General features: G+C 73.5%; 8 protein-coding genes. 4 read left to right on the forward strand and 4 right to left on the reverse strand.

What is annotated here, in order from left to right; genetic code table 11:
* Window positions 1-103: 103 nt before the first annotated feature.
* Together ACFWP3_RS31435 and ACFWP3_RS31440 are read right to left on the reverse strand one after the other, a co-directional pair.
* The gene (locus ACFWP3_RS31435; protein WP_384227790.1) at window positions 104-2,377 is read right to left on the reverse strand and encodes a DUF5682 family protein; all 2,274 of its coding nucleotides are present in this window, start codon (window positions 2,375-2,377) and stop codon (window positions 104-106) included.
* Window positions 2,374-3,480: an AAA family ATPase gene (locus ACFWP3_RS31440; protein WP_384227792.1), complete on the reverse strand. Its 1,107-nt coding sequence runs from the start codon at window positions 3,478-3,480 to the stop codon at window positions 2,374-2,376. Before ACFWP3_RS31440 ends, ACFWP3_RS31435 begins: the two co-directional genes overlap by 4 nt.
* Window positions 3,481-3,614: 134 nt before the next feature.
* On the opposite strand from ACFWP3_RS31440, the gene ACFWP3_RS31445 reads away from it, so the two are divergent.
* Complete coding sequence (locus ACFWP3_RS31445) at window positions 3,615-4,958, forward strand: SWIM zinc finger family protein (RefSeq protein WP_384227794.1); 1,344 nt, start codon at window positions 3,615-3,617, stop codon at window positions 4,956-4,958.
* 270 nt (window positions 4,959-5,228) lie between these two features.
* Window positions 5,229-6,812, forward strand: coding sequence for a DUF5691 domain-containing protein (locus ACFWP3_RS31450; RefSeq protein ID WP_384227796.1), 1,584 nt, complete (start codon window positions 5,229-5,231; stop codon window positions 6,810-6,812).
* 303 nt (window positions 6,813-7,115) lie between these two features.
* On the opposite strand, the gene ACFWP3_RS31455 is transcribed toward ACFWP3_RS31450, so the two are convergent.
* Window positions 7,116-7,517 carry a cobalamin B12-binding domain-containing protein gene (locus tag ACFWP3_RS31455; RefSeq protein ID WP_384227798.1) on the reverse strand — a complete coding sequence of 134 codons (402 nt, stop codon included), beginning with the start codon at window positions 7,515-7,517 and terminating at the stop codon, window positions 7,116-7,118.
* A 197-nt stretch (window positions 7,518-7,714) separates the two neighbouring features.
* Between ACFWP3_RS31455 and ACFWP3_RS31460 the strand changes: the two genes are divergently transcribed.
* Together ACFWP3_RS31460 and ACFWP3_RS31465 are read left to right on the forward strand one after the other, a co-directional pair.
* Entirely contained in the window at window positions 7,715-8,497 is a 783-nt protein-coding gene (locus ACFWP3_RS31460; RefSeq protein WP_384227800.1) for an esterase/lipase family protein, read from the forward strand.
* Between the two features lie 223 nt (window positions 8,498-8,720).
* Complete coding sequence (locus ACFWP3_RS31465; RefSeq protein WP_384227803.1) at window positions 8,721-10,220, forward strand: M23 family metallopeptidase; 1,500 nt, start codon at window positions 8,721-8,723, stop codon at window positions 10,218-10,220.
* An 80-nt stretch (window positions 10,221-10,300) separates the two neighbouring features.
* On the opposite strand, the gene pcrA is transcribed toward ACFWP3_RS31465, so the two are convergent.
* A complete protein-coding gene (gene pcrA, locus ACFWP3_RS31470; protein WP_384227805.1) occupies window positions 10,301-12,814 on the reverse strand; it encodes a DNA helicase PcrA in 2,514 nt (837 codons plus the stop codon).
* Window positions 12,815-12,819 lie beyond the last annotated feature (5 nt).

Raw genomic sequence — 12,819 nt, forward strand, 5'->3', positions numbered from 1 at the left:
GTCCGGGGCGGAGCCCCGATCTTCAGCCCCGCCGGCGTTTGAGGCGCGGGGTCCGGGGCGGAGCCCCGGCAACGGCGCCGCACCCGCCCCCGGCCGCCGCCCGTCACCGCACCGCAACCCCGCCGGGAGGCAAAAGCAGCATCCGGACCACGTCCAGCACCGCATCCGCACGGACCTCGTCCAGCTCCGCCCCGAACCCCTCCGCCCCGGCCCCGGCCGACCCGGCCGACCCGGCGGAGCCGCCCGGCCCCCGGCGGACCAGCTCGCCCAGGGTCTGCTTCACCCCCGGCTCGTACGCCCCGAACGTCCGCCTCAGCAGCGGCAGTACATCGATGAACGCCCGCTCCGGCACCCCCGTCAGCCAGCCGTCGATCAGGCCCAGCAGCCGTTCGTCGTGGACCAGCAAGGTCCCGCCGCCCGAACTGCCGCCCGCGAAGCCCTCGATCCAGCCCGCCGCGTCGGCCGGGTCGCCCGCCGGTGACAGCGCGAGCCCCATCAGCCGGGCCGTCTCCTCGGCCGGCAGCCGCCCGTCGTCGAGCAGCAGCCGGGCCGCACGGCCGCGTATCAGGCCCGGCACGGTCTCCCGGCCGGCCAGCGTCCGCAGCACCGCGGACCACCGCTCGCGCAGCCCGTCGTCCGCGTCCGCCAGCAGCCCGACCGCCCCGTGCACCCCGTCCACGTGGCCGCGCAGCTCGGCCGCCGCGTCGGCGTCCAGCCCGGTGGCACAGGCGGACGGCAGTGCCACGCATATCCGCTCGGCGAGCCCGGCCGCCACCGTGCCGAGGGCGGCCGCATCGGTGCCGCGGACGTCCCCGTACCGCAGCGAACGGGCCAGCGCCGGCAGGGCCTTGGCGAGCCGTGCCACATCGGTGTCCAGCGCGGCCCGCTCCGCGAGCGCCCGCAGGACGGCGGGCAGTGCCTCCGACAGCCCGGCGAGCAGGCACCGTTCGGCGAGGGCGGTGACCTCGCCCAGTTCCGCGGCGCCCACCGCGTCCGCCTCCGCCTTGGCGGTGGCCGCCGCGAGCACCGTGGTGCCCCAGATCCCGGCCTCCGCGACCCGCACCGACAGCTCCGGCTCCCAGCGGAGCCGCCAGGTCTCCCGGAAGGTCCCGGTGCTGCCCCGGGAGGCGGTGGGTATGCCCCAGTCGATGCCGAGCAGCCGCAACCGGTGCAGCAGCAGCGACTTGGCCGCGTCGGTCTCCTTGCGCAGGTCGAGCTCCAGCTCGCGCTCCTGCGCCTCGGGCTTGAGCCGCAACGAGCGCTGCCGGCGAGTCAGGTCGCGCTGGAGCGGTACGACGGGGGCCGTGTCCGGGACCTCCCCGAGTACGTCCCCGACGACGAGCCGGTCCTCGATCAGCGCGAGCGGTACGTCGGATCCGTCGCACATCACCGCCCGGACCGCCTCCAGCGTCTCCGTCAGCCCGGGCAGCGGTCTTCCGCGCATCGCGGCCAGCGTCTCGGCGAGCCGCACGGCCTCGATGACGTGCGCCGAGGACACCTGCCGGTCCTCCTCCCGGAGCAGCCCGGCGGCCTTGGTCAGCCACCGCTCGACGGGCCGGTCCCGGGCCGCGAAGAGGTGGGCGTACCAGCCGGGCGAGGTGATCCCGGCGCCGTACCCGCCGGCCCGGGCCAGCCTGCGGTGGGTCCAGGGCACCCAGGTGGTCTCCACCTTGACCTTCGGCAGGCCGGTGAGCAGCGCCTTGTCGGCGGCCGCGGTGGTACCGGCCCGCAGCGCCGGCACGTGCCAGGCCCCGCACACCACGGCGCAGGCGTCGCCGAACTCCCGGCGGGCGGCCCGCATCCGCTGCCGCATGTACGCCTCGCGCACGAGGTCGCGGGCGTGGCCGCCGTCGCCGTACGCCTCGCGCAGTGCGCCCATGGCCTCCCCGAGCGCCTCGAACGCGGCGAGCGGGTCGGGCACGGCCCCGGTGCCCCGGTGCTCGACCACGTCCTCCCACCAGCGCTCGGGATCGTCGTACCCGGCGGTCTCGGCGAGCACCGCGAGGGGGTCCACCCGCACGGAGTCGGGCTCCTCCCCGTCCCCCTCCCCCTCTTCGCGGCGGGCCAGGGTGTGGGCGGCCGGGAGGTCCATGAACCGCACCGGTACGCCCGCCTCCTGCGCCCAGCGGATCGCGATCCACTCCGGGGAGAAGCCGGCCAGCGGCCAGAACGCGGCGCGGCCGGGGTCGTCCGCGGCGTGTGCGAGCAGGGCCACGGGCGGCCGCATCCCGGGGTCGGCGGCCAGCGCGAGCAGTGCGTCCCCTTCGGGCGGCCCCTCGATGAGCACGGCGGCCGGCCTGGCCGCGTCGAGAGCGGCGCGCACGGCGCGGGCCGAGCCGGGCCCGTGGTGCCGTACGCCGAGCAGCAGCGGGCTCATGCCGTCACCTCCCGGCAGGCCCGGTAGAAGTCCTTCCAGCCGTCCCGCTCGCGGACCACGGTCTCCAGGTACTCCTGCCAGACCACCTTGTCGGCGGCCGGGTCTCGGACGACGGCTCCGAGGATCCCGGCGGCCACGTCGGAGGGGCGGAGCACGCCGTCCCCGAAGTGGGCGGCCAGGGCCAGGCCGCCGGTGACGACGGAGATGGCCTCGGCGGTGGACAGGGTGCCGCTGGGCGACTTCACCTTCGTCCGGCCGTCGCCGGTGACCCCGTCGCGCAGCTCGCGGAAGACGGTGACGACGCGGCGGATCTCCTCCAGGCCCTCGGGCACGGCCGGCAGGTCAAGGGCGCGGCCCATCTGGTCGACGCGGCGGGCGACGATGTCGACCTCGGCGTCGGCGGTGGCGGGCAGGGGCAGGACGACGGTGTTGAAGCGCCGGCGCAGCGCGCTGGACAGCTCGTTGACCCCGCGGTCGCGGTCGTTGGCGGTGGCGATGAGGTTGAAGCCGCCCACGGCCTGCACCTCTTCGCCGAGCTCCGGTATCGGCAGGGTCTTCTCGGACAGGACGGTGATGAGGGTGTCCTGGACGTCGGCGGGGATGCGGGTGAGCTCCTCGACGCGGGCGGTCATGCCGTCGGCCATGGCGCGCATGACGGGGCTGGGCACGAGGGCTTCGCGGCTGGGGCCGTGGGCGAGCAGGCGGGCGTAGTTCCAGCCGTACCGGATGGCCTCCTCCGGGGTTCCGGCGGTGCCCTGGACCAGGAGCGTGGAGTCTCCGCTGACGGCCGCGGCGAGGTGTTCGGAGACCCAGGTCTTCGCGGTGCCGGGGACGCCGAGGAGGAGCAGGGCGCGGTCGGTGGCCAGTGTGGTGACGGCTACTTCGACGATGCGGCGCGGCCCGATGTACTTGGGCGTGATCGCCGTGCCGTCGTCGAGGGTGCCGCCGAGCAGGTAGGTGGCCACGGCCCACGGGGAGAGCTTCCAGCGGGCCGGGCGGGGCCGGTCGTCCGCGGCCGCCAGGGCTTTCAGTTCGTGTGCGAAGGCGTCTTCGGCGTGCGGTCGCAGTGCCTGGTTTCCGCGGTCGTTCTCGGGCGTGGTCATGGTCCCCCTCCAATGCTCGGCAGCCGCTCCCGACTGCTGTTCCAACGGTGCACCACACCACTGACAACGCCCCTTGTTCGAGGCGTTGTTGCAGGTCAGAGTGATTGTCAGTGGGGGTCCGTACGGTGGTTCACATGACTGAGCAGGGGGTCCGCTGGACGGCGGAACAGGTACTGGCTCTGGCTCCTGACGATGCCTCGCGCAAGGCGGGAGGCAGACTCGGCGGGGCGGGGCCGTGGTCACAGATCGGAGGTTCCGCTTCCGGTTCTGTATGGGGGTTGTGCAAGGGCAGCGGCAGCAAGCCGTACCGCACGGTCGTGGACCTGGCGGGACCGGCGTACAAGTGCTCCTGCCCGAGCCGGAAGTTCCCGTGCAAGCACGCGCTGGGCCTGCTGCTGCTCTGGTCCGCGGAGGGGGTGGGCGAGCCGGGAGAGGCGCCGGAGTGGGCCGCGGAGTGGCTGGCGGACCGTGCGACGAAGGCCGCGCGGCCGGCCGCTCCGGCGGGCCGGCCGGTGGACGAGGAGGGGGCCCGGCGGCGCGCCGAGCGGCGGGCGGCCCGGATCGGGGCGGGGGTCACCGAGCTGGAGCAGCGGCTGGCCGACCTGCTGCGCGGCGGTCTCGCCGGGCAGGAGCAGGCGGGTTACGCGGCATGGGAGGAGACGGCCGCCCGGATGGTCGACGCCCAGGCGCCCGGACTGGCCGGTCGGGTAAGGGAGTTGGGGACGATACCCAGTTGCGGCCCCGGCTGGCCCGCCAGGATGCTGGAGGAGGCGGCGCTGCTGCACCTGCTGGACCGGGCCTGGCTGGGCGTGGCGGCACTGCCCGAAGAGCTGGTCGCGACCGTGCGCAGCCGCGTGGGACTGCCGGCCTCCGGGGAGGGGGAGGCCGTACGGGACCGCTGGCTGGTGCTGTCCCAGTACGACTCGGTGTCACCTGACGGCAGGCTCACCACCCGCCGGATATGGCTGCGCGGGCTGGCGGGCGGGCGTCCGGCCCTGGTGCTGGACTTCGGCCCGCCCGGGCGGGCGCCGGGGCTGGCGCTGCCGGTGGGGCTGGTGCTGGAGGCGGAAGTCCGCTTCCGGCCCGGGTCGGCGGGGCTGCGGGCGGATCTGGGGGAGAGGCCCTCGGCGGCCGTGCCGTGCGCGGAGGTTCCGGCCGGGGTGAGCACGGGGGCCGCGCTGGAGGCCTACGGGGCGGCCCTGCGGGCGGACCCGTGGCTGGAGTCCTGGCCGGTGGTGCTCGGCCCGGTGATCCCGATACCGGGAGAGCTCGGCTGGCAGCTGGCGGACGCGGGGGGCGACTCCGCGCTGCCGGTGCCCGTCACGGGGGCGGGCAGCCGCTCGCGCGGCGGCCTGTGGCAGCTGGCCGCGCTGTCGGGCGGGGGCCCGGTGACGGTGTTCGGGGAGTGCGGCCACCGCGGCTTCACCCCGCTGACCGCCTGGCAGCCGGGCTCGCCCGAGGCGGTTCCGCTGGCCTGACACCGGGCTCGGCGCAGCAGGAAAACACAACGAAATCGGCAGGGGCCTGGGGACACGTGTGCCGTCACGAAGGGGCGGCACGGACGGGGAAGGACGCGGCGGCGCGGGGGCGCCGTCGTGTGGTGACGAGAGGCCGGGGGGCTTGCATGAACGACAACCACGCCAGTTGAGCGCAGTTGAACGACGGGGCATCGACTGCTCCGGTCCCGCGGAGGGGGCGGGACCGGAGCGCGGGCAGTGACGACGGACGAGTGTCGAGGGAGGGGTCCGATGGGCAAGGGCGACGAGGAGTACGGGGACTGGGGGGAGCTGGTCGGTGCGGCGCTGCTGGGCACCGACCGGCGCCGGGGCGGGGGCCCGGCCGGCTCGCCGCAGGCCCTGCTGGACGCGGCGGCCGTGCACACCGTGCGGCGCCGGGCCGGGCTGCGGCCGGCCGAGGCCGGCCCGCTCCCGGATCCGGCGCCCCGGGACCCGCGTCCGGCACCGCCGGCCGCGGCCCGGCAACGGCTCGCGCAACTGCTGGCCGGCCGGACGGGTGCGGGCGGCGGCGGACGCCGCGGTGCGGCCCCTGACCTGACGGAACTGCTGCCGCAGTGGCTGGCCGCGGCCGGCCGGCACGGCTACCGCTCGCCGGAGGCGCTCGTACCGGCGCTGCTGGACGCGGCCCGGGCCCGTACGGACCTGCGGCCGCAGGCGCTCGCCCTGGCCGGGGCGCGGGGGCTGTGGCTGGCGCGGCTGAATCCGGACTGGCGGTTCGCGCTGCGCGGTGGGACCGGCGGAGCCGGGGAGCTGCCGGCCGTGACCGACCGGGCCGGGGTGGAGCGGCTCTGGCAGGAGGGGCTCTTCGCGGAACGGGTGGCCCTGCTGGGCGCCGTACGGGCACACGACGCGGCGGCCGCGACGGAACTGCTGGCGACGACCTGGGCCACGGAGCGGGCCGAGGACCGGCTGATGTTCCTCGATTCGCTGCGGGTGGGGCTCTCGGACGGAGACGAGCCGTTCCTGGAGGCGGCTCTGGGCGACCGCAGCCGCAATGTCCGTGCGACGGCGGCCGAGTTGCTGTCGGCGCTGCCGGGCTCGGCGCTGGCGGGGCGGATGGCGGAGCGCGCCCTGGCCTGCGTGGGTCCGGAGGGGGTGAATCCGCCCGCGGCATGCGATCCGGGGATGCTGCGGGACGGGGTCGTCCGGAACCCGCCCGCGGGGCGGGGCGAACGGGCCTGGTGGCTGGGCCAGTTGGTGGAATCGGCGCCGCTGTCCTGCTGGCCGGAGCGGTTCGGGGGGCTGGACCCGGCGGAGATAGTGGCGCTGCCGGTGGCAGAAGGCGAATCCTGGCGGGAGGAGCTGCACGCGGCGTGGTGCCGGGCGGCGGTGCGCCAGCGCGATGCGCGCTGGTCGCGGGCCCTGCTGGGCGAGGCGTCCGCGCCGCCCGCGGCCGGCCCGGGCACGGCCTCGCTCGCGGAGCGCGCCAAGCTCCTGGAGACCCTGCCCGACGGGGAACGGGCGGAGTGGGTCGCGCGGTTCATACGGGCCCACGGGCTGTCGGAGGCGTTCCAGCTGCTCGGGGTCTGCGTGGTGCCGTGGGCCGGGGCGCTGGGGCGGGCCGTGGTGGACGCGCTGGATTCCGCCCGGGAGGCGGGCAGCTACCCGTGGAGCTTCAGCGGGGTGATGGGGCTGGCGGAGCGCTGCCTTGATCCTGCGGAGGCTGGGCGGTTGGAGGCGGCCGCCGATGCCGGGGGCGGGGAGTCGGGGGATTCGGCTGGTGGGGCCGCCGCGTACTGGGCCGAGGCCTTTCAGCGGCTCGTCGCCACCCTTCGCCTCCGCGAAACCATGCTCACGGAGCTGGCCCCGGCCTGAGTCTCTCCGGCTCCGTCCCAGGTCCGGGCAGAGCCGGGCTCCGCCCGGACCCGGGGCTCCGCCCCAGACCCCGCGCCTCAAACTCCCCCAGCTACCGCTGGGAGGTGCCCCCAGGCGAGGCTGATTTTCCCCCGCCGTCCGCCCGGTGCGGCTGGATGCGACCGCCGCCCGCCAGAGGCGGCCGGATGTGGGTGCAGCCCGGGTGCCCGCAAGGCGGGGCCGACCGCCCAGGCGGGCGCGGCCCGGCGCTGGTCGGAGCATGACGGGCTGGGCCCGGGGGCCTGTCGCAGCGGGCTGCGGGGGTTACTGGCGGACGTTGGCTTGGACCCAGTCGACGATGGAAGTCGTCGTTGCGCCCGGGGTGAAGATGGCGGCTACGCCCTTTTCCTTCAGGGGGGCGATGTCGTCCTCCGGGATGATGCCGCCGCCGAAGACCTTGATGTCCTCCGCGTCGCGCTCCTTGAGGAGTTCCAGGACGCGCACGAACAGCGTGTTGTGCGCGCCCGAGAGGATCGAGAGGCCGATCGCGTCGGCGTCCTCCTGGATGGCGGTGTCGACGATCTGCTCGGGGGTCTGGTGAAGGCCCGTGTAGATGACCTCCATGCCCGCGTCACGCAGCGCACGCGCGATCACCTTCGCGCCGCGGTCGTGGCCGTCGAGACCCGGCTTGGCCACCACCACACGGATCGGACCGGTCACACCCATCGCACTGCCTCCCGAGTGAACGAACGTTAAGTACAGCATCGCGCACGCTCCCGTTTCGCGGTCAACCAGGAGGGGGAAATCACACGTGGGACGGCATTGCGCCACCGTGCCGACAGCCGCACGGCACGGTGGCGCCACGGTGGACGTCAAGACCAGGCGTCAGACCACAGTCCCAAGGGGCTGAGGGGAGACCGTCAATGGGGTTGTACATACCCGTGTCGATTCCCGCCTCCGGCGCCGCGCTGAGGGCCGGCGCGCTCGAGGTGGTGGTGCTCGGCGGACATCTCCTCCTGTACCCCACTGGGGTGTGCCAGGAGAAAGCCGCCACCGGCCGGCCCGCGACACGCCCGCCCGTCCTGCTCCTCCACGGGTTCACCGACAACCGCTCCGTCTTCGTCCTGCTGCGCCGCGCCCTCGGGGCGGACGGTCTGCGGCACGTGGAGGCGTACAACTACTCGCCCTTCACCCGCGACCTGCGCGTCGCGGCCCGCCACCTGGCCCGGCGCGTCGAGGAGCTGTGCGAGCGCACGGGGCAGGACCGGGTGGACCTGGTCGGGCACAGCCTGGGCGGGCTGGTCGGCCGGTACTACGTCCAGCGCCTCGGCGGCGACGCCCGCGTGCGGACCCTCGTCACGCTCGGCACCCCGCATTCCGGCACGCAGATCGCCCCCTTCCTGGACGCGCACCCGCTCATGCGCCAGATGCGTCCCGGCTCCGACGTGCTCGCCGAGCTGGCCGCGCCCGCGCCCGGCTGCACCACCCGGTGCGTGGCGTTCTGGAGCGAGTTCGATGCCGTGATGACGCCCGTAGGGACGGCCCGGCTCGAGCATCCGGATCTACGCGTGGAGAACGTGCAGGTCACCGGCATCGGGCACCTCGCCCTGGCGGTCCACCCCACCGTGATCGCGGCCATCCGCCGCGTCCTCGACGGGATCGGACCGGCCTCGGCAGCCGCCCCCGGAGCCGCTTCCGTCGCCTAGACAACAACCAACGAGAAGTCGAACGAATTTCGAACTCAAGGCCAAGGCTGCGTCTTTACGCGACCGAAAGAGGGCCGAATGCCCGGTTCCACGGACAAGGAAACCCTCCGAAGATTGTCGTTGCCAGTAACCGCCGGGTACAGTCACGCCACTGCTCTCCTCCGGTGAACCCCGAGTTCCCCGGCCACCCAGGCCCCCCAATGCCGAGGCGAAAGAGAAGTTGGTGAACGACCGCCCCTCGCCGGGCCAGTACCCGGATCCCGGGTATGACGGCCTTGCCACCACCACTTTCGCTGGTGACTCGACCTACGTTTCCTATGAAACGCAGGGCCAGGGGGTCAACTACGCTGCATACGGCTCCTATGAGACCGGCGCGTACGACACCACGGCATGGAACTCCCAGGACGCCTACCTGTCCACGATCCCGTCCCAGGGCCTGCCTGCGGACAGCAGCGGTCAGTGGGATGCCAGTGCGTGGAGCACGGCGGGCACGGACCAGTCCGGTTACGCGCAGTACCAGCCGGCCGTCTCCTTCGGGTACGACACCTCCGGCGAGCAGACCGGCCACTGGTCGATGCCGGGCTACGGGACCGAGACCGGGGCGTACGACGCCACCGCGTGGAACACGGTCACGGAGACGCAGGCACAGCACCAGGCCGAGACCGCGTATGCGTACGAGTACCAGCCCGCGCAGCCCGACTACGCGCAGGAGTACACGTACGAGGCGGCGACGACGACCGTCGCGGACTACGCCTACGAGGTCCACATCCCGGCCCAGGACACCGTCGTCGCCGAGACGTACGAAGAGACCGCCGTCTTCGAGCTCGTGAGCGACGAAGCGGCCGGAGTGCCCGAGGTGTCCGAGGTGTCCGAGGTCCACGACCTCCCCACCCAGGCCATGCCCGTCACCTCTCCCTCCGTGCCGCGCTCGGCGCGCCGGACCTCCGCCAAGGGCAGTGCCAAGGCGGGCGGCGGTGGCAGCAGCCGCCGCCGGACCCCGGCGAAGCGTTCCGCCCTGCTGACCGTGGCCGTGCCCTCCGCCTGCGTGATGGGCGTCGCGGGTGTCGCGGCCGCCTCCGTCGGCGGGCTCACCGGCACGCAGAAGCCCGCCGACGACACCACCACGATGGCCGCGCCCGACCCGGCCTCGGTGAAGCCCGTCGCGGCGAACACCAAGCTCGACACCCAACTGGCAGCGCTCAGCGCCGACGCGGGAGACTTCGCGGACCGCGCGAGCCGCACGCAGGAGCGCATCGACCTGCGCGAGCGCCAGGAAGAGGAGAAGAAGCGCAAGGCGGAGGAGGCCGCGGCCAAGGAGGCGGCCCGCCCCAAGTTCGCGATCCCCGTCGAACAGCACGGCCTCAGCGCCAACTTCGGCCAGTCCGGCGGCATGTGGATGTCCGTACACACCGGCATCGACTTCCCGGTCGGCTACGGCACCCCGGTCATGGCCGCCACCGACGGCACCGTGCGCACCCAGTACAACAGCGCCTACGGGAACATGGCCATCGTCACCGCGCCCGACGGCACCGAGACCTGGTACTGCCACCTCAGCAGCACCAAGATCCGCGGTGGCAAGGTCAAGGCCGGCGACGTCATCGCGTACTCCGGCAACTCGGGCAACTCCACCGGACCGCACCTCCACTTCGAGGTCCGGCCCGGCGGCGGAGCGGCGATCGACCCCCTGGCATGGCTCCGCAGCCACGGCCTGGACCCGAACTAGGAACCAGCAGGCAGCCCCAGCAGCGACCACGGCAACGCCCGTGGGCGCGGCAACGGCCGCGCCCACCACGACAGCCCCGCCTACAGCTTCTGCACCGGCGCGTAGCGCAGCAGCAGCCGCTTCGGCTTGTCGTCGCCGAAGTCGATGGTGGCCTGCGCGTCCGCGCCCGCTCCCTTGACCTCCATGACGGTGCCGAGCCCGAACTGGTCGTGCGTCACCCGGTCCCCGACCACCAGCGCGATCACCGGCTTGTCGGCGGCCCGGCGCGTGGCGAACCCCGAGGGACCGGACTTCGTGCGCGACGAGGACAGGAACGCCTCCGGCGAGGTGCCGAACGACGCCTTCCCGCCGGTCGTGCCGCGGATCGGACCGGCCGGCTTCTGGGCCGCGCCCGTGCGCTTCCACTGCAGGTACTCCGCCGGGATCTCCTCGAGGAACCGCGACGGCGGGTTGTACGAGGGCGTACCCCAGGCGCTGCGCATCGAGGACCGGGTCAGATACAGCCGCTCGCGCGCACGCGTGATGCCGACGTACGCGAGGCGGCGCTCCTCCTCGAGCTCCTTGGTCTGGCCCAGCGACCGCATGTGCGGGAAGACCCCGTCCTCCATGCCGGTCAGGAAGACCACCGGGAACTCCAGGCCCTTGGCGGTGTGCAGGGTCATGAGCGTGATGACGCCCGTGCCCTCGCCCGCGGCGTCAGCCGCTGATCTCTCAGCCTCGTCGGGGATCTGGTCGGAGTCGGCCACCAGCGCGACCTGCTCCAGGAACTCGGCGAGCGTCCCGGGCCCCGCGGCGCCGGGCGCGGAGGTGTCCGCCTGGTCGCGGGCCTGCTCGAACTCCAGAGCCACCGCCGCCAGTTCCTGGAGGTTCTCGATCCGCGTCTCGTCCTGCGGGTCGGTCGAGGCCTGGAGTTCGGCGAGGTAGCCCGTACGCTCCAGCACCGCCTCCAGCACCACCGCGGGGCCCGCGCCCGAGTCGACGATCGTGCGGAGCTCTTCCATCAGGACGTTGAAGCGCTTCACGGCGTTCGTGGAGCGCGCGGCCATGCCGAAGGCCTCGTCCACGCGCCGCAGCGCCTGTGGGAAGGTGATCTTCTCGCGCATCGCGAGCGCGTCGATCATCGCCTCGGCGCGCTCGCCGATGCCGCGCTTGGGCACGTTCAGGATCCGGCGGAGCGGGACGTTGTCCTCGGGGTTGGCGAGGACGCGCAGGTACGCGAGGACGTCGCGGACCTCCTTGCGCTCGTAGAAGCGGACGCCGCCGACGACCTTGTACGGGAGCCCGACCCGGATGAAAATCTCCTCGAACACGCGTGACTGCGCGTTGGTCCGGTAGAAGATCGCGACGTCGCCGGCCTTGGCGTCGCCGGCGTCGGTGAGGCGGTCGATCTCGTCGGCGACGAACTGCGCCTCGTCGTGCTCGGTGTCGGCGACGTAGCCGGTGATGACCGCGCCCGTGCCGGCCTGGGTCCACAGGTTCTTGGCGCGGCGGTTCTCGTTGCGCTCGATGACCGCGTTGGCGGCGGAGAGGATCGTCTGCGTGGAGCGGTAATTCTGCTCGAGCAGGATCGTCGTCGCGTCCTTGTAGTCCTCCTCGAACTGGAGGATGTTGCGGATGGTCGCGCCGCGGAAGGCGTAGATCGACTGGTCGGCGTCACCCACCACGCACAGCTCGGCCGGGGGCAGGTCCGGATAGCCGGTGCCGACCAGCTCGCGCACCAGCGTGTACTGGGCGTGGTTGGTGTCCTGGTACTCGTCGACCAGCACGTGCCGGAAGCGGCGCCGGTAGTGCTCGGCGACGTCCGGGAACGCCTGGAGCAGGTGGACCGTGGTCATGATGATGTCGTCGAAGTCGAGCGCGTTCGCCTCGCGCAGCCGCCCCTGGTACATCCCGTACGCCTGGGCCAGCGTCTTCTCGAAGCCGTCGACGGCCTGGTCGGCGAAGGCCTCCGCGTCGATCAGCTCGTTCTTCAGGTTCGAGACCTTGGCGTTGAAGGCCTTGGGCGGGAACTTCTTCGGGTCCAGGTCCAGGTCGCGGCAGACGAGCGCCATCAGGCGCTTCGAGTCGGCCGCGTCGTAGATCGAGAACGAGGAGGTGAAGCCGAGCCGCTTCGACTCACGGCGCAGGATGCGGACGCACGCGCTGTGGAAGGTGGAGACCCACATGGCGTTGGCGCGCGGGCCGACCAGGCCCTCCACGCGCTCCTTCATCTCGCCGGCGGCCTTGTTGGTGAAGGTGATCGCCAGGATCTGGCCCGGGTGGACGTTGCGCGCGGACAGCAGGTGTCCGATGCGGTGGGTCAGCACCCGGGTCTTCCCGGAGCCGGCGCCGGCGACGATGAGCAGCGGCGAGCCCGCGTGCACCACCGCCGCGCGCTGCTGCTCGTTCAGCCCGTCCAGGAGCACCGCCGGGTCGATCACGGGCTTGGGGGCGCCGTCCCGGTAGTAGGCGTCCCCGGACATGGGTACGTCGAACTTGCCCTCGAAGAGGTCGTCCGCCTCCGGCTCCGGGGCGGCGTGGTCCTCGGGCGGCGGCGGGACCTCGTCGGAGGGGGTGAGGTCCGCCAGGAAACTGTCGTCAAAGAGGCTGCTCATCGCAT

The organism is Streptomyces sp. NPDC058525 (assembly GCF_042719495.1).
Lineage (GTDB): Bacteria > Actinomycetota > Actinomycetes > Streptomycetales > Streptomycetaceae > Streptomyces.

What these genes read in the sequence shown, in the direction of transcription:
- ACFWP3_RS31435 (WP_384227790.1), bottom strand. Translation starts at nt 2,377, where the DNA reads ATGAGCCCGCTGCTGCTCGGCGTACGGCACCACGGGCCCGGCTCGGCC.
- ACFWP3_RS31440 (WP_384227792.1), bottom strand. Translation starts at nt 3,480, where the DNA reads ATGACCACGCCCGAGAACGACCGCGGAAACCAGGCACTGCGACCGCAC.
- ACFWP3_RS31445 (WP_384227794.1), top strand. Translation starts at nt 3,615, where the DNA reads ATGACTGAGCAGGGGGTCCGCTGGACGGCGGAACAGGTACTGGCTCTG.
- ACFWP3_RS31450 (WP_384227796.1), top strand. Translation starts at nt 5,229, where the DNA reads ATGGGCAAGGGCGACGAGGAGTACGGGGACTGGGGGGAGCTGGTCGGT.
- ACFWP3_RS31455 (WP_384227798.1), bottom strand. Translation starts at nt 7,517, where the DNA reads ATGGGTGTGACCGGTCCGATCCGTGTGGTGGTGGCCAAGCCGGGTCTC.
- ACFWP3_RS31460 (WP_384227800.1), top strand. Translation starts at nt 7,715, where the DNA reads ATGGGGTTGTACATACCCGTGTCGATTCCCGCCTCCGGCGCCGCGCTG.
- pcrA (WP_384227805.1), bottom strand. Translation starts at nt 12,814, where the DNA reads ATGAGCAGCCTCTTTGACGACAGTTTCCTGGCGGACCTCACCCCCTCC.